Source organism: Microcoleus sp. B6-A1, assembly GCF_036705085.1.
In the GTDB taxonomy this organism is placed as follows: domain Bacteria; phylum Cyanobacteriota; class Cyanobacteriia; order Cyanobacteriales; family Microcoleaceae; genus Microcoleus.
Genome location: NZ_JAUBTU010000115.1, coordinates 1 through 21,202 on the forward strand (window position 1 = coordinate 1; position 21,202 = coordinate 21,202).

At 46.6% G+C, this 21,202-nt stretch carries 18 protein-coding genes; 4 read left to right on the forward strand and 14 right to left on the reverse strand.

Annotation, left to right across the window (positions count from 1 at the left end; all coding sequences use genetic code 11):
• Positions 1-62 precede the first annotated feature (62 nt).
• On the reverse strand, positions 63-695 hold the full coding sequence (locus tag QUB11_RS27770) for a Vat family streptogramin A O-acetyltransferase (RefSeq protein ID WP_333392178.1): 633 nt from the start codon (positions 693-695) through the stop codon (positions 63-65).
• Positions 696-930: 235 nt separating this feature from the next.
• Here QUB11_RS27770 and QUB11_RS27775 point away from each other — a divergent pair, with 235 nt between their 5' ends.
• Both QUB11_RS27775 and QUB11_RS27780 read left to right on the forward strand, forming a co-directional pair.
• Positions 931-1,392 carry a GNAT family N-acetyltransferase gene (locus QUB11_RS27775; RefSeq protein ID WP_333392180.1) on the forward strand — a complete coding sequence of 154 codons (462 nt, stop codon included), beginning with the start codon at positions 931-933 and terminating at the stop codon, positions 1,390-1,392.
• A gap of 49 nt (positions 1,393-1,441) precedes the next feature.
• Positions 1,442-1,813 (forward strand): DUF2237 domain-containing protein, encoded by a 372-nt coding sequence (locus QUB11_RS27780; RefSeq protein ID WP_333151543.1) that lies wholly within the window; start codon positions 1,442-1,444, stop codon positions 1,811-1,813.
• A gap of 119 nt (positions 1,814-1,932) precedes the next feature.
• Here the strand turns inward: QUB11_RS27780 and QUB11_RS27785 are convergent, their stop codons facing one another.
• Positions 1,933-2,745 (reverse strand): leucine-rich repeat domain-containing protein, encoded by an 813-nt coding sequence (locus tag QUB11_RS27785; RefSeq protein ID WP_333207252.1) that lies wholly within the window; start codon positions 2,743-2,745, stop codon positions 1,933-1,935.
• Positions 2,746-2,923: 178 nt separating this feature from the next.
• Entirely contained in the window at positions 2,924-4,123 is a 1,200-nt protein-coding gene (locus tag QUB11_RS27790; RefSeq protein WP_333207253.1) for a Coenzyme F420 hydrogenase/dehydrogenase, beta subunit C-terminal domain, read from the reverse strand.
• A gap of 411 nt (positions 4,124-4,534) precedes the next feature.
• On the opposite strand from QUB11_RS27790, the gene QUB11_RS27795 reads away from it, so the two are divergent.
• The gene (locus tag QUB11_RS27795) at positions 4,535-5,080 is read left to right on the forward strand and encodes a hypothetical protein (protein ID WP_333257860.1); all 546 of its coding nucleotides are present in this window, start codon (positions 4,535-4,537) and stop codon (positions 5,078-5,080) included.
• Between the two features lie 199 nt (positions 5,081-5,279).
• Here the strand turns inward: QUB11_RS27795 and QUB11_RS27800 are convergent, their stop codons facing one another.
• From QUB11_RS27800 to psbZ, 11 genes are all read right to left on the reverse strand, one after another.
• Complete coding sequence (locus QUB11_RS27800; RefSeq protein WP_333207255.1) at positions 5,280-5,501, reverse strand: hypothetical protein; 222 nt, start codon at positions 5,499-5,501, stop codon at positions 5,280-5,282.
• Positions 5,502-5,685: 184 nt separating this feature from the next.
• Positions 5,686-7,152 (reverse strand): DEAD/DEAH box helicase, encoded by a 1,467-nt coding sequence (locus tag QUB11_RS27805; protein ID WP_333392182.1) that lies wholly within the window; start codon positions 7,150-7,152, stop codon positions 5,686-5,688.
• Positions 7,153-7,927: 775 nt separating this feature from the next.
• Positions 7,928-9,238: a 30S ribosomal protein S12 methylthiotransferase RimO gene (rimO, locus tag QUB11_RS27810; protein WP_333392184.1), complete on the reverse strand. Its 1,311-nt coding sequence runs from the start codon at positions 9,236-9,238 to the stop codon at positions 7,928-7,930.
• Positions 9,239-9,350: 112 nt separating this feature from the next.
• On the reverse strand, positions 9,351-10,442 hold the full coding sequence (locus QUB11_RS27815; RefSeq protein ID WP_333392186.1) for an ATP-binding protein: 1,092 nt from the start codon (positions 10,440-10,442) through the stop codon (positions 9,351-9,353).
• A 17-nt stretch (positions 10,443-10,459) separates the two neighbouring features.
• Entirely contained in the window at positions 10,460-11,839 is a 1,380-nt protein-coding gene (locus tag QUB11_RS27820) for an ATP-grasp domain-containing protein (RefSeq protein ID WP_333392188.1), read from the reverse strand.
• A 240-nt stretch (positions 11,840-12,079) separates the two neighbouring features.
• Entirely contained in the window at positions 12,080-12,166 is an 87-nt protein-coding gene (locus QUB11_RS27825) for a hypothetical protein (protein WP_333363800.1), read from the reverse strand.
• 115 nt (positions 12,167-12,281) lie between these two features.
• Complete coding sequence (locus QUB11_RS27830) at positions 12,282-13,673, reverse strand: ATP-grasp domain-containing protein (protein WP_333392189.1); 1,392 nt, start codon at positions 13,671-13,673, stop codon at positions 12,282-12,284.
• 235 nt (positions 13,674-13,908) lie between these two features.
• On the reverse strand, positions 13,909-14,712 hold the full coding sequence (locus tag QUB11_RS27835) for a class I SAM-dependent methyltransferase (RefSeq protein WP_333392191.1): 804 nt from the start codon (positions 14,710-14,712) through the stop codon (positions 13,909-13,911).
• 2 nt (positions 14,713-14,714) lie between these two features.
• The gene (locus QUB11_RS27840; protein WP_333392193.1) at positions 14,715-15,953 is read right to left on the reverse strand and encodes a sedoheptulose 7-phosphate cyclase; all 1,239 of its coding nucleotides are present in this window, start codon (positions 15,951-15,953) and stop codon (positions 14,715-14,717) included.
• 936 nt (positions 15,954-16,889) lie between these two features.
• A complete protein-coding gene (gene ribH, locus QUB11_RS27845; RefSeq protein WP_333151566.1) occupies positions 16,890-17,483 on the reverse strand; it encodes a 6,7-dimethyl-8-ribityllumazine synthase in 594 nt (197 codons plus the stop codon).
• Positions 17,484-17,703: 220 nt separating this feature from the next.
• Complete coding sequence (gene psbZ / locus QUB11_RS27850) at positions 17,704-17,895, reverse strand: photosystem II reaction center protein PsbZ (protein WP_190735314.1); 192 nt, start codon at positions 17,893-17,895, stop codon at positions 17,704-17,706.
• A 316-nt stretch (positions 17,896-18,211) separates the two neighbouring features.
• On the opposite strand from psbZ, the gene QUB11_RS27855 reads away from it, so the two are divergent.
• Positions 18,212-21,130 (forward strand): CBS domain-containing protein, encoded by a 2,919-nt coding sequence (locus tag QUB11_RS27855; protein ID WP_333392195.1) that lies wholly within the window; start codon positions 18,212-18,214, stop codon positions 21,128-21,130.
• Positions 21,131-21,202 lie beyond the last annotated feature (72 nt).

Below are 21,202 nucleotides of genomic sequence, written 5' to 3' on the forward strand. Positions count from 1 at the left end.
GCCCGTCCTTTTTGGACGGGCGGGACGCCCATCCCACAATAACAATTAAAATTGTAAGTTATTTAATTCGCGAGCCTGAGTGCTTGAATATCGCCTTGCATAATTATGCTGACATTGCGCGAAATCTTCTCTATTTCCCAATCCCACCACCTAATTTCTAATAGTTGTGCAACTTCACCATCGCTAAAACGCTGTTTGATTGGATGGGCGGGGTTTCCACCCACAACTGTGTAAGCGGGAATGTCTTTTACTACAACGGATTTGGCGGCTATGACGGCACCGTCGCCGATTTTGACTCCGGGCATAATCAGGGATTCATAGCCGATCCAAACATCATTGCCAATGACGGTATCGCCTTTACTTGGCAGTTCCATTAATAAATTCATGGCTGTTTCCCAACCATTCCCAAAAACAGGAAAAGGATAAGTTGAAATGCCGTCTAGTTTGTGATTTGCACCGTTCATAATGAATTTGACGTTGGTGGCGATCGCACAAAATTTGCCAATAATTAATCGATCGTTTCCGTAGTTATAAAGTACATTTTTTTCAAAATTTTCTGGATCTATTGGATCGTCGTAATATGAGTAATCGCCGACGATAATGTTGGGGGATTTAATAAAGTTTTTGATGAAGCATACGCGCCGCTGATCGGCCATCGGATAAGGTCGGTTTGGATCGGGCCCAATTTCTGTCATAAGTTTCAATCCTTATTTGTTAAGCTACTGGATTAATGTAGTGTTAATTCGAGTGAGGTTTGCTTTTGTTTCATTAACATAGAGTCAGAGAGTTTGTCAAGGGGGTGGGCGAGAATTTTTGGTCGATCGCCCTGCAAGAAATAAGACAAAATAGTAGAAGCCAACATCCATCCGCGTTCCGAAGGGTTGAAAATCCCAAATTAATATTAAACAAGCGATCGCAGTGAGATAATTTATGAGAGTACGAACCTACGAAATCGGTGATACCCAACAAATTGTACAACTGTTTTACGACACCATACACGAAGTAAACATCCGCGATTACACACAAGCACAAGTAGATGCTTGGGCGCCAGCAGATATGGATATCGAAAGTTGGACTAAAAGTTTAAGCAGTAAATTTACTTTCGTAGCAGAAGAAGGTGAGAAAATTGCAGGTTTTGGGGAATTAGAAGCAAGCGGCCATATCGATTGCTTTTTCTGTCATCAACATTTTCAAAGGCAAGGAGTCGGCAGGCTAATTTTAAAACAAATTGAGTCAAAAGCCCAAGACTTAGGAATTAACAAATTATTTACCGAAGCCAGCATTACAGCGCGACCTTTTTTTGAAAGCCAGGGATTTATTGTGATTAGAAAACAAGAAGTAGAATGCAGAGGACAAAAATTAATCAACTTTGTCATGGAAAAAAATATATAAACAACGAGTTGTGTAAAATTAGATCGAAGAGTTTTACTCAGGAGTTGCGATGGTGACGGAAGCTACAAATGTGCTGGGCGGAAAGTTAGAGATTTGCTGCACGTCGCCCATGACGGGCTATTATCGGGACGGCAAATGCAATACAGGTGGTGGCGACTTTGGGGCTCACACCGTTTGCGCTCAACTGACAGAAGAGTTTTTGCAATTCACTAAATCGAATGGAAATGATTTGAGCACTCCGGTTCCCGAATTTAACTTTCCCGGTTTGAAGCCTGGGGATTGCTGGTGTTTGTGCGCGTCTCGGTGGAAGGAAGCAATGGATGCGGGATGTGCGCCGCTTGTGGTTTTGGGTGCGACTCACGCCCTGACTTTGGAATACGTTTCTTTGGATGAGTTGAAGCAGCACGCTGCTGATTTGTAGGAGGATGTTGGTGTGCGATCGCTTTTAGTCAATAAGGGCGATCGGGTTTTTCTGATGAATAGCAAATTTATCCTTCGTAAGGGAAATATTTAAGTGCGATCGAACGTCACTGTAAAGTTTTATGGTTGAGCTTGTGGTTTCCACTTACAGATAGACTCTGGCTTGAGTGGGCAAGTTTTGGGAGCGATCGGATTTCCGCTGAGTTGTAACCAAGTCAGGTTAGTTAAGGATTGCAATGGTTTGATGTCATAGATTTGATTGTTTTCGAGATTGATCGCAGCCAGTTTAGTCAAAGATAGCAATGGTTTGATGTCGCTGATTTTATTATTGTTGAGGTCTAACCAAGTCAGTTTAGTCAAGGATGCTAGCGGTTTGATGTCACTAATTTGATTGTTGCTGATGTCTAACCAAGTCAGGTTAGTCCAAGATGCCAGCGGTTTGATGTCGCTGATTTGATTGTTGTTGAGTTGGAGAGTAGTCAGTTTAGTCAAGGATGCTAGCGGTTTGATGTCGCTGATTTGATTGTTGCCGACGGAGAGTGTAATCAGGTTAGGCAAAGATGCTAGCGGTTGGATATCACTGATTTGATTGTTACTAATGTGGAGTGTAATCAGGTTAGTCAAAGATTCTAAAGGTTTGATGTCGCTGATTTGATTACCCCAGAGGAAGAGTGCGGTGAGACTCGAAAGTTTCTGATTAGCCGCATCGCACTCAGTAGTTTCTGCTTCCTTCAACAGCACCTCAACTGTATGTTTAGCTTCTGGAGTCAAAGAATCTTTTTCGCGACACCATTCAGCAAATGTTTTGTTTCCCGATCGCACTTCTGCTGCTTTCGCCGACACTCCATTTCCAGATAATGCTAGAAGCACACAACAAGTAAGTGCGATCGACCTTAGTAAATTGATATATTTCTGTGCCACTATAAGTGTCATAATCTTATATATCTAATTGAAAGTTAAAGCCATCTTGCACAAACACAACCAATAATTGATTCAGTCCTTTTCAAAGGACTTAAGCTTTGAGGCAGGGGTTTAAACCCCTGCCGGACTGAAGGAAAGAGGGCAATATCATGTCCCTGCAAAATACCTCTTAAAAACTCTCCGAATCACCTCACTCAGGCAACTTATACTGCCCCACAATCCGCTTAGCATATTCCGGTACATGAGCCTCTAATTTCTCAGGGTAATTGCGCTTCACATACAGATAATTGCGAGTGAAATGAGAATCAATCGAAAACCGAGCATATTCCAAACCCTTCGGCCCAATTCTCTCAATAAAAACTCCCATTAACTTCGCCGCCCACATTGGCAAAGTCACTCCTTTTTCGTAAGCCGGAATGCTTTGCTGAACGGCTTCTTTTCGGTTTCCCTTAGACATCACCGGCTGAGTATTTAACTGATCCGTTACCAAATCTAACATCTCTTGCCCGGTGTCATTTCGCACCACAATCCACTGCCAGCCAAAAGGTGCTCCCATGTAGCCCACCACTAAATCTGCTAAAGAATTGACATAATCAAAACAGCTCAAACAAGAAGGAGCAAAAACATCTTTCAATTCCTTAGTGTTCAACCCGAAGAACGGCACTTTTTCCTCCGAACCATCTTCGTGTTTGAAGTGAACGTTAAAGTCTTGCATAAACTCGTAAGAAACCACCGTTTCAGGAGAACGGCTAGTCGTATCTAGGAATTTCTGCAAGCCCGCGCGGCTGACATTATCTACACAGGGAGTTCCCAAAACGTAGAGCTTCTCTAAACCGAGTTTTTTTTCTACTGTTCGCAAGGCTTGAATTTGACAGCCGACGCCAATTACTAACAGCCGCTTCATCCCAGATTTTTCGATTTGTTCTAATACTGAAAGGTTGGGAGAGAGAGTGGGTTTGTTGACTTTTGCTGCCAGAATTTCTTCACGATTTCTAGCAATTATCGGCATGGGTTGAAAGCGGTCTTCTTTGGTATTTTGGACGCAAACAACGCCTTCTACAATTCCTTTTTCGAGCATTTCAATGGCAATTGTGCTGACGATCCCCGTCCACTGAGCGCCCTCGATCGGCTCTTTTTTCCGAGCCGCCATCATGTTTTGACTGACTCCGAAATACCAATCGTCGGGATTGTCGAGATTGCGCGATCGCCCGTGAATCTCTGCTTCCAGTTCTGCAATATGTTGTGTTAAGAAAGCACAAGATTCCTTGACATAATGGATGTAATATGTATCGCACAAACCGCACTCGCTGCACAGTTCTTTAGCGGGGCGGCGGCTACCCGGTTTGAGGGCTTTGGATTTTTGGTGCTTAGCAGAATCTGTTGCGGTCATCTAAATTACTTATTTTATGCAGATATGGCTTTTGTTAGGATATCACAGCAATTTCCCTTGATTTACCTGCTTTATTCTTTCTTTTAGTCCTCGCAGGCGGACGCAAGCTTGTGCAGGAGCAAATTCGGTTCGCCCGAAATTGGTGGTTTTCACAAGTTAAAAAATATTAGTCAGGATTTACCTAGGTTGCGCTAGAAACCGGGTTTCTTCCTGAATACCTCACTGTTAAACCTAAGATTTATGCTAAAAACAGGGTTTGTTTGTGTAGTTTTGGTAAAAAAATTCGGTTTCAAAGACTCGCAGTGCTTCCAGGAGTGTTTGTGTAAGTCCTGTTAGTATCAATCCGGATCTAGCGGGCGATCGCGCGAATACATTGCCAAATAAAGCTATAAAAAAATGGTAAAAATGTTTGTGACAACAGCCGTCGCTGGCATCATGATAAATCTCGCGATTTCGAGCTTAGGATTTGCTGCTTTAATTCGCCCTGTTCCCGCTATGAATCAAACTGTTGCGACTCTAGAAAGAATGCTCAGCGCCACACAAAAGCCGGCGGCGCTGAACTATTCGCGCCTGGGGATTGGCGGCGTTCGGTTGGGGATGTCTGTAGAAGAGGCAAAACGCAAGTTGGGGAAACCGCAGCGCGACGAAACTAAACCTGCTGGGCCTGGCCTCGGTGGCAAGATTCGCACGCTAACCTACTCAGGATTGACGGTAGCAGCATGGGAGGGCAAAGTTTATTTAGTTTCTACTACCAATCCCAAGTTTCTGACAATGGATGGGGTGAAGGTAGGAGATAACAGGCAAAAAGTTGTTAAAACTTACGGTTACGGGTCGCAATCTGTGCAGGGTGGAGTGACTCGGTTGACTTACAGCAATGACCAAAAGGCTTCTAATTTGATTGTGGAAATTAAGGGCGATCGCGTACAAAAAATTATTGTGAGCACGCAGCTAAACTGAAATATTAAACCACAGTGCAAAAATCCCGGTTCACAAGTTTGTAGTAAGCACTTTATTCCTTATTTATGAGGATTTTTAGCCTTTCTGTGAGTTGACAGGAGGGCTTTTTCCTGATGTGCGTGAAGCGTAGCTATCCCGTAGGGAATCGCCCGCGTCTCCTTAATCCTCTTCATCATCATCCGACAATATTGCCATTTCCTCAGCAATTAGTGTCTGAAAATCCTCTCCGCAGTGAACGTTGAGATGGATTGCAGAGAGGAAGGAAGTCTGCTAGAATTTCAGCTTTTTGTCGATCGCTCAAATCAGGTAACTGAAGCTGATAGATTAAAGCAATCACATTTTGACACTCCGTACCCAATTCATCAATTAACGTTCTCAGTGTAGAATTAGTTACAGAAATTGTCCGATCGCTAACTTGCATATTGACTTATGTTGTTTTGGAATAATTAAACCGCAGAGAGCGCAGAGGGCACAGAGGAAGAGAAGAGAGAGATGAATAATTCCGATCTCAACGGATTTGATATTACCCATAAAAAAAGTAGAGGTGCGATCGATCGCATCTCTACAAAAATTCTAAATCAGGTGCACCGAGTGCACCCTACCAATTAGCGGTTCTGGGGAACAGGAGCACTCGGTGCTCCAGAAAAAGTCGTCTCACCAGTCTTAGCCCGCTTTTTGATCAAGATTGGCTTGACGCTGTTTTCTCCACCAATCGGGGGATCTTCTTGTTGAGCGTAATCCGCGCCCATCCAAGCAGGACGGCTTTGATCGAAAGCCATTTGCAAAGCAGCAGCGGCGATCGCGTGGGAGTCGTACTCCTCGGATAACTGAGATACCAGAGGCAAGAAAGATGCCATCCGTTCGCCAGCCAAAGCTTCGCGAACTTTACCCTGCATCTTTTCCAACTGACGAGCTTCAATTTGCGCCCGTGTCGGAATGTTTCGCACCGTCAAGCTCGATCGAACGTGGCGTTCAATCAAACGCAGTTTGCGGCGATCGACCGGTTGAATCAGCGTAATCGCCGTTCCTTCGCGACCAGCCCGGCCCGTGCGTCCGATCCGGTGAACGTAGCTTTCCACACTGTCGGGCAAATCGTAGTTAATAACGTGAGTCAAGTGATCCACGTCCAAACCCCGCGCCGCAATATCAGTCGCCACTACCCAGCGCACCTGACATTGGCGGAACCGATGCAGCAAGCGTTCCCGCTGTGCCTGATTCAAATTACCGTGATACTCATCAACGCTGTGACCGGCTGCTTGCAGTTGGCTGGTGAGTTCTGCCGCCGACTGCCGAGTCCGCACAAAAATCAGTGCAGATTCCGGGTCTTCCATTTCTAAAATTGGCTGTAGGGCTCTTGCCTTCGACCAGCCACGGGGAATCATGTACACGCCTTGGCTGATGCGCTTTGGCGTTGCTTTTGGCTGTTCTACGGTGACGTTGATTGGGTTACGCAAATGCCGCGCCACCAATTTCCGAATGGAAGCTTCCATCGTCGCCGAGAAAAATGCCGTTTGACGTTCTTTTGGTGCAGCATCCAAGATTTTTTCCACATCTTGGATAAAGCCCATGCTCAGCATTTCGTCAGCTTCATCCAAAACCAGCCACTTTACCTTGTCTAGTTTCAGGCTGCCACGGCTGAGCATATCCAATATGCGTCCGGGTGTACCGACGACGACGTGCACGCCGCGCTTCAAACGCTGCATTTGACGATCGATCGATTGACCGCCATACACTGTCAGAACTTGCAGAGAGCGACCCACTTTTACAGGGCCGTCGCTGCTGATGCCGCTCAAATCGCGGATGGCTTCAGTTACTTGCATCGCCAATTCGCGAGTCGGCGTCAGCACCAGTGCTTGCACCGCAGTTAAATCTAAATCAATCCGCTCCAAGATGGGCAACGAGAATGCTGCCGTTTTGCCTGTCCCTGTTTGGGCTTGGCCCACAACGTCGCGACCTGCTAGCAAGTGCGGAATTGCTTGTACTTGGATGGGAGTAGGTTCTGTAAAGCCTAGTGTTTCCAGATGGAGAACGAGTTCTTCCGAAAGACCTAAGCCTTCAAACAATAAATTCATTAATGCTCCTAATAACGAGTCTTAGCCTTCTAAGTTGCCCAACTCGGATGCGGATTTCTGCTCGGCGGCAGGAACTCATAAGAGTTCTTTATGGTGCTGCGCCTGCGCGCACCTTCTTAAATAGCAATCGAGTATAGGGCAGCTCCGTCGATGGTGACTAAATTTACCAATTCGACAGCCGTCTTTGATTTTGTGACATCGCCGATACCAACCGCCAGGGGTCGGGTTATAGGCTTCCAACATTCTTAAAACAGGACATTGGACTTCCTTTGAGGTACTTGCAAGCTTTCCCTCTTAGGCATTTTATAGTGAGGATCATGACCAGCCCCACTTCACTACTCATGTAGTAACAGGTTGTTTGGTTCAGGCGCTATCCCGCAATCCGTCGCCTGCGGGATTGAGCAGGGGATGGGGCGACCGTTACCGCCTATCCATCTCAACACTCTTTCGGGATACCGTTGTGGTGTAGGGCGGACGGCGAAGCAATCTCAAATTATCCCCGCTTATTTCTGGCTTGTTATCATCATAACTCTTTACATTCAGAAACAAAACATTAAATTCGTTAAAATTTTCCGATGTTCTGTAGAGATTACCGCACCCCGACGGGGAGGGTCGATTGCCAGATCGGGGCTAAAAAAGTTTAGAACCCCTTTGCTACATATCTTTGCACAATTGTGTACTAACCGTTACTTTTGTTGCACAATCCGCTAATCATTTTTGGCTCGTGTCCGGTTTTTGTTCGCCACACCGCCGATCGCGACAGTTCCAGCAACACTTACACTTGACCGTAGAGGTCGTAGACATCTGCACCAGTAATTTTCACAGATATGATCGATCCCAGTCGCGCTTCTCCTGTCACATAGACGAGTCCATCTACTTCTGGGGAAAACCGAGCGGATCTACCAATCAACTCACCTGTCTCTGGTTGTTCTTGTTCTATCAGGACATCAACTACCTGACCGACAGATTCTTGATTCTTCTTCAATGATATAGGTTGTTGTGCCGCCATTACCGAATTGCGCCGCATTTCCATTATTTCTGCTGGTATTTGCTGGGGCAAGCTGAAGGCTGGGGTTCCTTCTTCTGGCGAAAATACAAAAACTCCTACGTGATCGAATTCGTGGCGCTTGACAAATTCCAGCAAGTGTGCTGCGTGTTCGTCGGTTTCGCCGGGAAAGCCGACAATAAAAGTTGTTCGCATCACAGCGCCGGGAAGTGCTGCCTTGAGCCGATCGACTATAGCATCATTGATCCCAGCTTGAAAAGGCCGATTCATCGCCCGCAGAATTTCCGGGTGCGAGTGTTGCAGGGGTAAATCCAAATACGGCAAAACGTTGGGTGTTTCGCGGATTGCCTCGACAACTTGCGGAGTCAAACCTGTAGGATAGGCGTAGTGCATCCGAATCCAAGGTACATCTACTTTACCCAAAGCGCGAAGTAGTTCGGCTAGTTTCGGTTCGCCATAAATATCTTTGCCGTAGTTGGTGGTAATTTGAGAAATTAAGATAATTTCCTTTACCCCTTCGGAGGCTAATTGCTTAGCTTCGGCGACGATAGACTCGATCCTGCGCGACCTTTGATTTCCGCGCAAGTGCGGGATAATGCAAAATGCACAGCGGTAGTCGCAGCCTTCTGCTATTCGCAGATAAGCGACACCTTCCGATGTCGTGCGGTAGCGGGGAGTAGTTTCGTCAGCGATGTAAGTAGGTTCACTAGAGACGAGGGAAACTCGATCGCCCTTTTCCACCTGCTGCATAACATTGACGATTTTATGATAGTCGCCCGTGCCGACAATTGCGACGGCTTCGGGCAATTCGTCCAGCAATTCCTGCTGAAAATGCTGTGCCATGCAGCCAGTGATTACTACTTTTTTATTAGCTTCTGCCAATTCTACCAAGGTGCGGACCGACTCTTCTCGCGCCGCTTGGATAAAACTGCAAGTATTGACTACAACATAATCGGCTAATTCTTCATTAGAATCGACTTGATAGCCCGCTTGAGCCAGCAAGCCGATCATGTGTTCGGTATCGATGCGATTTTTTTCGCAGCCGAGGTGAGTAAATGCGATCGTTGGCTTCGTTGCCATGCAGTAATAGTTAGTGTTGCGCTATTTGAGAACGTTTTATGATATCACACAATTTCAAAAATTGCAAGTTATCCTTCTTAGTTGCACCCATTCCCAATACATCACTAGACTGTCAACGCTCAACCATCATTGCCGTAGAACCCGAATTTACATTGCTTGTTGCACCGTTCGTTGTACCCGATCGACCTTGTAAGGCATTTTGCAGCATACTCTGAAACAAAGTATCCAGAGAAATTCCTGATGCTTTGGCCATAACCGCAATCACGCTTTTTTCGGCCAAACAACAGTACAGCCCCGCTTCTAAGAACCAAGGTTGTCCATCGGGGTCAATGCGAAAATCAAATAAACTGTAGTGGCGACAGCCCAAAGCGATGTGGCATTTTCTGGCCTCGGCCCAAACTCTCTCCGTAATCGGATCGCTCTTGTCAACTACCCACGGCCTGGTATTTTTAGTGGAACCAGTCAAGCTACCATCCTCATTTTGTTGGAGCTTATCGGCATAAGTCCGAATCGGTTGGGTATCAGGATCTACAGGATACTCTTCCAGCGGCAAACAGACTAGCTCGCCATCTTGGACAATAATCCCACAGCGAACTTCTCTACCCAATTCAATGAATTTTTCTACTAGCACTTCCTCTGAATGAGTCAATGCTGTCTGCAACGCCGCATCATAGTCAGCAGCATTTTTAACTAAGGCAACTCCCAGAGAATTATCCGCATTCAGTGGCTTGAGCACCACCGGAAAATCAATCGAAGGTCTATCGCCCGCGCGGACAACTTCTCCCAACGGTACGCTTACCCCAGCGGCCGCTACTACTGCCTTAGCCTTCGCTTTGTCAGCAGTCAGTGCCATCACCTCTGGGGTATTACCCACGTAAGGAATATTCAGCAGATCGAACAAGGCTCGGTATTGAGTCATGCCGGGGATGCAAAACATCTGCGGTACCATTACGTCAATCTTTAGCTGTGTCAGCACCTCTACAGCGCCCGCTAGAGACATGGGATTAGCAGCCGCGATCGCACTCGGATCGAGAGAGGTGGGAAAACGCCATTGGCCACCGGGAGAAATATAGGCTATATGAAATTCATAGAGTGCTGGATTAGCAGTTTGCTCCAGACAATATGGGGCATAAAAGCGCGACAATTTATCGTAAAATTCACTGTCTGCCGCTCCGACTAAATGCAAAACCCGTAATACTGACATACTCAATCTCCCCCTATTTACAGAAGTATTCCACTATGAAAATAAATTTTAATCCACTCTTTCGGCTGACGCAAATTTCCCCATAACAACAAGGGAATGTGCCAATGATGCACCATGAAAAACGGTAGCGGATCGTCCCACTCGAAGATGGCATCTTTGCCTTGGGCGATAATTTTTAACCGCTCATAAACTAGCTTGGGCGACCACAAATGAGTCACCAATCGCCAAATTTCCTGGTAAATCCAGTAAGTCGGGCGACTAGATGCCAAAGGCTGCACTGTCTGCGGTAAAGGGTCCGGTTCCAAATAAGCTTTTGCCACATCGGGATGGTTGTAAAACATCGTGATGGCTGTATGGGTGCGCGGGTTGCATTCGATCGCGTAAATCTCTCCATCATCCGCCGCTTCAATGAAATCAAAAGAAACTTGTCCAGTCAGATTTAGACTCTTGGCCAACTGACGAATCCAATTTTCGATATCCGGGCGATCGACATTCTGGTAATTCAGCTGAAACGCCGATGATTTGCAGCAACAGTGCAACTGAATATGACCGTTACGAACTGTACTGTGAGTGCAGTATTCTTGCCCTGGAATATACTCTTGCATAATCCAAGGTTTACTCTCGGAAATTGGTAATGAGTTGACAAAAGCGGCTGTTTCTGCTGGGGTGGCGCAGGGTAACTTAGTGAGATCAAACCTGTGGACACAATCGTAGGGAATACTTTTGATAATATATGGACGCTGTGCGTCACTAAAATCAAAATCGATTACTTGTTGGGGATTAGTAATGCGGTAGGACTTCGGAACTCGCAGCCCCAACGCTTCGGCGGCGGTGGCCAACTCATACTTATCATCCAAACGTTGCAGAGTTTCGACATCTAGCTGCATTACCGTACAGTGAGGAGAAAGTACCTTTTTGGCTTTGGCATCGTAGTAACTGCCCTCTGGACTACTGACCGGAACGTAAACATCAACTTTCTCTTGTTGGACAATTTTTAAGAGTGCTTGAGGGTATTCCTCTGCCTGGAGATTTGGTACTGTGTAAAAGCGATCGACTGCCCAAGAGTATCGATTACCCATCAGCCTGTATTCGTGGATTTCAACCAAAATTACCCGATGACCGGCCTTATGGAAGGATCTCGCTAGCTGTAATGCTTTGGTCGTCTTGCCGCCGTTAATCAAAATCGTTTGGGGAGAGTCCGCGATCGTTCGAGACTGAAACGGTTTGAGGATGATGGATCTCAGTAGGGCGATCGCTGTTAAAGCGAGATTCAGGGGCAGTACCAATAGCAGCAAAATAAAGGTTGCTATGGTTTTGACTGCTGTCTGGAAGCGCCTAGAAGCCTCGTTTGTTTCCTGTTCAGATGGCATCGCTGCCGTTGAAGCTGTTTCGATCATACTTTTTTACTAAGTAAATACTCTAATTAGCGGCGGTTTTTGAATGATTAAACCGCTGTTGAAGCTACGCAGGCGCATAGTCTCCATACAAGAGAGATGAATCATGCCGATGAAGCGCGGAATTGATATTACCCACGGGTGGTTAAAAACCGGGTTTTTTGACCTCCGACTTCGTTACACGCCGCCGAATAGGGCAAAAAACCCGGTTTATGCAGGTTTTGACGCCTAAGTTTTGTTCTACTAAACGCGCCTAATTAAAGTCAATCCATCTCTGGGCGGCAGTAACACTTGCTCTACGCGCGGATCGTCAACTAGAGCCTGGTTGATGTGAGATAAGGGCTATCAATTGCTAGTCCGAGGCGACTCATTAACCCTGATAAATCACATTAAAAATCGCTAACTGCCGAGCCGACTAAATGCAAAACCCGTAATACTGACATACTCACTCTCCCCCTATTTCCACAAGTTCGCCAATATTAAAATCAATCCCAATCCACCCATTCGGCTGCTTTAAATCTGCCCATAACAACAAGGGAATGTGCCAATGATGCACCATCAAAAACGGCAGCGGATCGTCCCACTCGAAGATGGCATCTTTGCCTTGGGCGATAATTTTTAACCGCTCATAAACTAGCTTGGGCGACCACAAATGAGTCACCAATCGCCAAATTTCATGGTAAATCCAGTAAGTCGGGCGACTCGATGCCAAAGGCAGCAGTGTCTGTGGTAAAGGGTCTGGTTCCAAATAAGCTTTTGCCACATCGGGATGGTTGTAAAACACCGCGATGGCTGAATGGGTGCGCGGGTTGCATTCGAGCGCGTAAATCTCTCCATCATCCGCCGCCTCCATGAAATCAAAGGAAACTTGTCCAGTCAGATTTAGACTCTTGGCAAAGTGACGAATCCAATTTTCGATATCCGGGCGATCGACATGCTCGTAATTTATCTGAAACGCCGACGATTTGCAACAACAATGCAACTGAAGATGACCATCACGAATTGTACTGTGAGTGCAGTATTCTTGCCCGCGAATATACTCTTGCATAATCCAAGGTTTACTCTCGGAAATTGGTAATGATTTCACAAACGCGGCCGTTTCCGCCTCAGTTGTGCAGGGTAACTTCGTCAGGTCTAACCTGCGAATAGAATCGTAGGGAATACTTTTGATAATATATGGACGCTGTGCGTCACTAAAATCAAAATCGATTACTTGCTGCGGATTAGTAATGCGGTAGGACTTCGGAACTCGCAGCCCCAACGCTTTGGCGGCTGTTGCCATCTCATATTTATTATCCAAACGTTGCAGAGTTTCGACATCTAGCTGCATTACCGTACAGTGAGGAGAAAGTACGCTTTTGGCTTTGGCATCGTAGTAACTGCCGCCTGCACTAGTGACGGGAACGTAAACATCGACTTTCTCTTGTTGGACAATTTTTAAGAGTGCGTGTGGGTATTCCTCTGTCTGGGGATTTGGTACTGTGTAAAAGCGATCGACTGCCCAAGAGTAACGATGACCTGTCAGCCAGTATTTGTGGGTTTCAAACAAAATTACCCGATGACCGGCCTTATGGAACGATCTCGCTAGCTGTAATGCTTTGGTCCTCTTGCCGCCGCCGACCAAAATAGTTTGGGGAGAGTCCGCGATCGCTCGAGACTGAAACGGTTTGAGGATGATGGATCTCAGTAGGGCGATCGCTGTTAAAGCGAGATTCAGGGGCAGTACCAATAGCAGCAAAATTAAGGTTGCTATGGTTTTGACTGTCTGGAAGCGGCTAGTCGTCGCGTTTGTTTCCTGTTCAGATGGCATCGCTGCAGTTGAAACTGTTTCGATCATAATTTTTTACTAAGTAAATACTCTAATTAGCGGTGGTTTTTGAATGATTAAACCGCTTTTGAAGCTACGCAGGCGCACTCCTGAACAGAGAGATGAATCATGCCAATGAAGCGCGGATTTGATATTACCCACGGGTGGTTAAAAACCGGGTTTTTTGACATCGGACTTCGTTACAGCCCGCTGAATATGGCAAAAAACCCGGTTTTTTTGGTTTTGACGCCTAAGTTTTGTTCTACTAAACGCGCCGAATTAAGGTCAATCCATCTCTCAGCGGCAGTAACACTTGCTCTACGCGCGGATCGTCAACTAGAGCCTGGTTGAATTTGGCGATCGCAACTCCGTTCTCAGTAGCAGTACCCGACAAATATGGCTGTCCCTGCATCAGAGTATTGTCTGCACAGATCAAGCCATTGGGAGCCAACAGCCCGGTAGTTAGGAGTAAATCGAGATAGTCTATGTATCCAGCTTTATCGGCATCGATAAATACCAAATCGAAGACTTCCCCGTCTTGGGCCAATTGTTTCATGGTTTCTAGAGCCGGTGCCACCTTGACTGAGATTTTGTGGCCGGCAGTAGATTCGTGAAAACACTTCTGGGCAAATTCAGCGACGTAAGCATCTACTTCGCAGGCTACCACCACTCCATCCACCGGCAGTGCTTCCGCCATCGCTAGTGCTGAGTACCCGGTAAACATCCCTATTTCCAGTACGCGCTGTGCTTTGGTGAGATGGACAAGAAATTTCAGCATTTGGCCTTCCAGATGACCCGAAAGCATTTCCTGTTCCAAGTGGCGCACTGTCTCGCCGTCAGAGAATCGCTTACTCCAATCTTCTGATTGAGTGCGCTTCACTAACGTGGCTAAGGCAGGAGATTCCGGGGTGGTACAAAGATCCAGGTACGGATCGAGACCATTTGCCAATTCGTAGGCTTGTTGTAATTGGGCCTTGAAAGCTCGATCGAGATTATCGATTTTTTCTACTTGCGAGGCGAGACTTTCGAGTAAAGAGGCTAAAATCCCGACTGGGGTAACGGGTCTCATGGTCATACCCCGGCTGTGGAACGAGTTCCAACTTTCTGCAATACCACATACATATCCTCGCCATCGCCATGACGCGGGTAGCCCTGACAGATTTCTCGATGCACGGCTAGGGTTTCATCCAAATCAGTTCGAGTCAAATCGTTCATGAAAAAGCAGTCACCAATGGGGCAGGGAGCCGCAGCGCGTTGAAGGCCGTCGCGGGTACGACTGATGGATGTTGTGGCTTTCCAGAGCAGTTCTGATGTCAGATAAGGACTATCAATCGCTAGTCCGAGGCGGCTCATTAACCCTAAGATCCGATCGCGATCGGCGATCGAAATGTACCCCCGCAGTTGGGCAATGGTGGCCGAAAAAGCCATATCGATGGCGACAGAATGGCCGTGGAACATCGGAATTTCCGGCGTTAGTTCCAGCGTCGGACTCCAAGTGTGACCGTAGGCAATCACCCGATCCAAATCTAGCTCGTGCAGGTTTGGTACTTCTAATGCCAGCATTGACTGAATCGCGTTGTAGGTTAAGCGATGTGCCACTTCGCGCAGTTCAGATGTGCCGTCTAAATAACCAAAATGACTGTGCAGCAATGCTTCGCCGTAGTTTTCTAACAACTCGAAGATTTCTTTGTTGCCTACTACGGCGATCTTAATTAACTCTGCCATGCCGTTTCGTATTTGGTCGATCGGCAGAGTTTTCAGAAAGGAGAAATCTAAAATTACTTTCTGCGAAGCGTGGTAAGCGCCGAGGCGGTTTTTCAGCTTACCGTGGTTCACAGCTACTTTGATTGCCACACTGGCATCAATCAGCCCAATTAAGGTTGTCGGTACGCGAATGTAGTTAGTCCGACGGCGATAGGATGAGCAGGCAAAACCAGCTACGTCTGTCGTCAATCCACCACCGACCACCAAAACAGGCTCCTTCCGCACGAGTCCGAAATCCACGAAGGCATCTATGATGCTTTCAACAGTTGTTAACGTCTTATCAGGTTCCTTGATATTCACTGGAAAGACTGTTAAATCTATCTCGTGATACTTGAAATAATGCTGCATCTGCTGGCCGTACAGACCATAGACTGTTTCGTCTACAACCATTAAACAGCGACCGAATTGGCGGTAACTCTCCGCAATCTCTGGATTTTCAAGCTTGAAAGCACCATCTACATATAGCAAGCTGAAATCAATTTTTTCGTACCCTTCAATATGAAAAGCACGATCGGTAGATGTAAACGTAGCTTGAATGTCACCCATAAGATTTTTGCACTTTCATGTTGATCAGTAACTGTAAGTATCTGGGCGATCTTCAAAACTCTCCATCCTTTTGCTGGCAAACTTCCTAGGCATTAACTTGACAAATTGTCATTTAATATGAACTTAACAATCCACCTAAAAATTTACTTTCAGAGTTGTTTGTTAAGACTAGGTTAAATACTGCTTAGCGAGTATTTATACTTAAAGCCTTTTGAGGATTGATTTGAGACCGCCTCAATGCTTACACAAAATTCAACATAACGAATTTCTCATCTTTATGCAACCAGATTCAGTAAAATATTATATTATTTATTAATAATATAATATAATCCAGAGACAAATCGGGAAAACCAGAAATTACAACAGCCTCATCTATTAAAACGACTCGTTGCGATCGATCGTTGAAATCACTTTATCTTTTTTGAGCGGGTTCGCTGTGTATTTCCAGTTGATTAGACCTCTTGCAAAAGTCCTTTTCATAAATTTCTTGGACGGGCGGGACGCCCATCCCACAAGAAAAAATAACTCTTGTGGGATGGGCCCCAGAGCCCGTCCTAGTTATTTTTGCAAGAGGTCTATTATCAACCAAATTAAATATCCAATCAGCCGATTAATGCCGAGTTAATAAAGGGAATAATAAACCTGGATTTTAGATTACGAAATTTCCTGGGAACATACATCAAGCCCGATCGCCCGACAGCACTTTAACAGCAGCAGACGCAGGTAATCGATCGTCCGAATTTCCGCCCAAACCATTAACTTGACGCATCAAAGTGTTCATTTCCAATTGGCAAGATATTGCTCTAATTTGTCGATCGGCCAATAGTGGAATTTTTACCTTGGGGGCGGGTATAATCACCACCCCACAAGAGTCTTAAGATTTTTCCCGATGCAAATCTTGATGTTTTTTGAGCTTAAAAATACTGCTAGCCCAATTTAAGAGGGGATTTGATCCGACGATACATCGGGGGCGAGCGACAGATTTGCTTCACCCGAAAGCACTTGAGCAGCAGATCCTGTAGCTAATCGATGATCGTAAGAGTGTGTTCCCAAACCCTTAACTTGGCGCATCAAAGTACCCATTTCCAAAGCACTCATCGCATAATTCCAGCCCAAATTGCTTTTAATTCCAGCCCTTTCCAAAGCTTGCTGCATCGTGTCTGTCGTCACCACCCCAAAAATCACCGGCACCCCTGTCTGAAAAGCAGCCGCAGCAATTCCCTTAGCAACCTCACCAGCCACAAAATCGAAATGAGGAGTTTGGCCCCGAATTACCGCACCCAGACAAATTACCGCATCGTAGCGGTGAGAAAGAGCAGCTTGGCGCGCCACCAAAGGAATCTCAAAACTTCCCGGCACCCAAAAAAAGTCCACCTGAGAGCCATGAGGATTAATATCAACCCCGTGGCGTTTCAAACAATCTTGACATCCCTCCAAAAGTTTGTTAACCACCAAATCGTTAAAACGACCGATGACAATAGCAAATCGCAAAGATTCGGTGTGAGTAAAAGTTCCCTCGAAAACAGTCATAGTGTTCTACTTTAGATTTTAGATTTTAGGTTTTAGAGTTTTGTTTGTGAGAAGGCAAAAGTCAGAAAGCAGCAGCATCTCATCTGAATCTCAAGTGCAAAAACATACAGTGTCGCGCGGTCTGGAAAATTCCTAGCTTCTGCCGAATGCCTTTCAATCGCTGGTGAATGCCTTCATCCTTCTATCTTTTACCTTCTTGATTGGATAGACTTGGGTGAAATTAAACGACTAAAAAGTTCAATACACCCACTGCAATAACCAGCAAAAACCAGAGACCAGATCCGACATAAATCAGGGATTTAGACTGATTCCAGTTTTGGGGAGAGGCATAAGCAACTGGCACGCCAACGACCATCACAAAAGACAGCAGTACCAGACCCAGTAAAACCACTTGAAACAGAATTGATAACATCTTTTCTCCTTTCGATATAACCGTGCGTTGATCAGAAATAGTTTCCCAGAACCGAAAAAAATCTTCCAAATTCTAGTTTTTGACAGTTTCCCGATAGTCGATCGAGAAATTGTCGGTTGATTGATAGGAAAGAACCCGTGCAAATTCGGGCGTTGCGCGAACAGGCGTCAGCGGCTTGTGAGATTTCGATCAATTTTATCATTGTTCGCTACACGACAGAAAACTGGAAAGGTTAAGTTAAAGCCCGATCGACACATCCGGTTTCAGAGGGCGAGAAATTGCTACTGTTTGAGTTAGAGATGCGGGATTTTCGGCTATGGACTTAGTTTTGTGCCACACAACAGCAGATTTTGACGCCTTGGGGGCGGCGGTGGGACTTTGCGTGCTGCGCCCCGGTAGCAGGATCGTATTGACGGGCGGGTGTCACCCGACAGTGCGGGATTTTTTGGCGCTACACCGCGACGAGTACCCACTGATTGAACGCCGATCGGTCAATCCGCAACAAATTAGATCGATTACTATAGTTGATGCCTCCGGGCGCGATCGTTTGGGAAAAGCCGCCGAGTGGCTGGATTTACCACACCTCAACGAAATTGCTGTTTTCGACCACCACAAGGAGGCGCCTTCAGACATCCGGGCTACTGTTAGCCAAATCGAAGCAGTCGGAGCCACCACGACATTAATTGTCGAAAAGCTCAAAAATCAAGCAGAAAACAGCGACACACCATCTCGCCTTCTGCCTTCGGAAGCAACAGTAATGGCTCTCGGCATCCACGTCGATACAGGTTCCCTTACTTTTGAGGGCGCAACTGCGCGAGATGCCATAGCTTTGGCGTGGTTGATGGAACAAGGAGCGAGTTTGCGGGTAATCGCTGAATATGTAGAACCCGGTTTGTCTCCTCAATTGCAAGATTTGCTGAGAGAAGCGCTGAATAATTTGCGATCGGAAACTTTGCACGGTTACAGCATAGCCTGGGTGCTGCTATCTACCGAATCCTACGTTCCGGGACTTTCTTCACTGGCTTCTCGCTTGCTCGATTTAACTGAAACCGATGCTCTGCTGTTAGGCAATGTTTATAAATTTGGCGAAAACGAAAACAACCGCAACATCGATCCCGAATCGCCAGTTTCCAATCGATTAACTATTATCGGTCGATCGCGCATCGAAGGAACAAACCTCAGCGAATTGTTCAAACCGTTCGGTGGCGGAGGTCACGCCCGCGCTGCTTCCCTCGCCACCCGCGATGTTGACCCCCTGCTGACTTTAAATCAGTTAGCTGACCAACTCAAAACTCAAATTCCCCACCCTCCGACAGCGCGCGAGTTAATGTCGTCTCCAGTGCGGAGTATTCGCCCGGAAACCTCGGTGGGGGAAGCTCACCGTATCCTCCTACGTTACGGACATTCGGGGCTTTGTGTGGTCGATGCGGGCGATCGACTGGCTGGCATTATCTCGCGCCGCGACATTGACATTGCCCTGCACCACGGTTTCAGTCACGCCCCGGTGAAGGGTTACATGACTTGGCAGTTAAAAACGATCGCCCCAGATACCTTGCTGCCGGAAATTGAATCTTTAATGGTGACATACGATATCGGGCGCTTGCCAGTATTGGAAAACGGTCAACTGGTGGGAATTGTTACCCGGACTGATGTGTTGCGGGAATTGCACCAGCAAAAAGCGCGAGACAGGGGAAGTAGTGCAGAATTTTCTAATTGTCCCGTGCCCGAATCGGTTGAGCAGTTGTTGCGATCGCGCATCAGTCCCGAATTATGGCAGTTATTGTCGATCGCGGCCAATATTGCCCAAAACCGCGGCTGGCAACTTTATATTGTCGGTGGAGCAGTCCGGGATTTACTCTTAGCCACGGATGATACACTGGCGCTAACAGATATCGATTTGGTTGTGGACGGAAAGTGCGGTTCCGACGATTCCGGTGCTGGTGTCGAGTTAGCTTCATCGCTGCAAAAACTTTACCCCGAATCGCGTTTGGACGTTCACGGTCAATTTCAAACGGCCGCGCTTTTGTGGCACAAAGACTCTGCTTTCGGCTCGCTGTGGGTGGATATCGCTACGGCTCGCACTGAATTTTACCCTTATCCGGCTGCAAATCCTGAAGTTGAAGCGAGTTCAATTCGCCAAGATTTGTACCGCAGGGATTTTACAATTAATGCGCTGGCTGTGCGGTTGGGTGTTCCTCGCAGCGGCGAATTGTTAGATTTTTTCTGCGGTTTGCTGGATTTGGAATCGAAGCAAATTCGAGTTTTGCACGCCAATAGTTTTATCGAAGATCCGACGCGAATTTATCGCGCGGTGCGGTTTGCGGTGCGGTTGGGATTTGAAATTGAGCCACAGACGGAAGGATACATCCGCCACGCTTTGGCCAGCGGGATTTATTACCGAATTCAGGGGGAAAACGGCCGAGCTCCGGCTTTGGAAACTCGGCTCAAAAGCGAATTGAAATACATTTTGCAAGCTCCTTACTGGAAAGTTGCTTTGCAAATGCTGGGAGATTTGCAGGCTTTGCGCTGCATTCATCCTAGTTTGGAGTTGGATCGGGAGTTGTGGCGGCAACTGCGTTTGCTCGATCGGTGTTTGAATGGAAGAAGGAAGAAGGAAGGCACGACACGGATTTTGACACGGATACACGGATTAATGATTGATGGTGAGTCACGAGTCAGAGGGAAGAAGGAAGAGGGAATAGGGAAGAAGGAAGAAAAAGAAAAAGCAACTATTCTCAAGGCTCAATCCCCAATTCCCAATTCCCCATTCCCCATTATCAATATTCCCGATTGGCAGATGCGGCTGGAAGTTTTGATAGCTTATTTAGCACCGGAATATCGCGGCAAGGTGGCTGCAAATCTTCAGTTACCCGCTGACAGTATTAAGCGGCTGCAACTTTTGGAAGCGGGAAAGAACGAGTTAGCAGAGAAATTGCCTAAGTGCGAGTTGCCGAGTCAATTGGTGTTGCTGTTGAGGAATTATGAATTGCCGGTGTTAATTGCGATCGCCCTACAAAGTCCGCGAAGTGCACGCCGCCAAATTTGGGAATATCTCACCAAATGGGCGAATGTTGAGCCGCCTTTAAATGGCAACGATTTGAAGGCTTTGGGTTATAAGCCAGGGCCTGGGTTTAAACGAATGTTGGATGACTTGTTGGCGGCGAAGTTGGATGGCGATTTGGGCGATCGGGCTGCTGCTATCTCTTTCTTAGCACAACGTTATCCTCAAGCTTAGGAATGAGAATTAAATAACTTCCACTCTTGAAAGTGGGATGGGCGTCCCGCCCGTCCAAAAAGGACGGGCGGG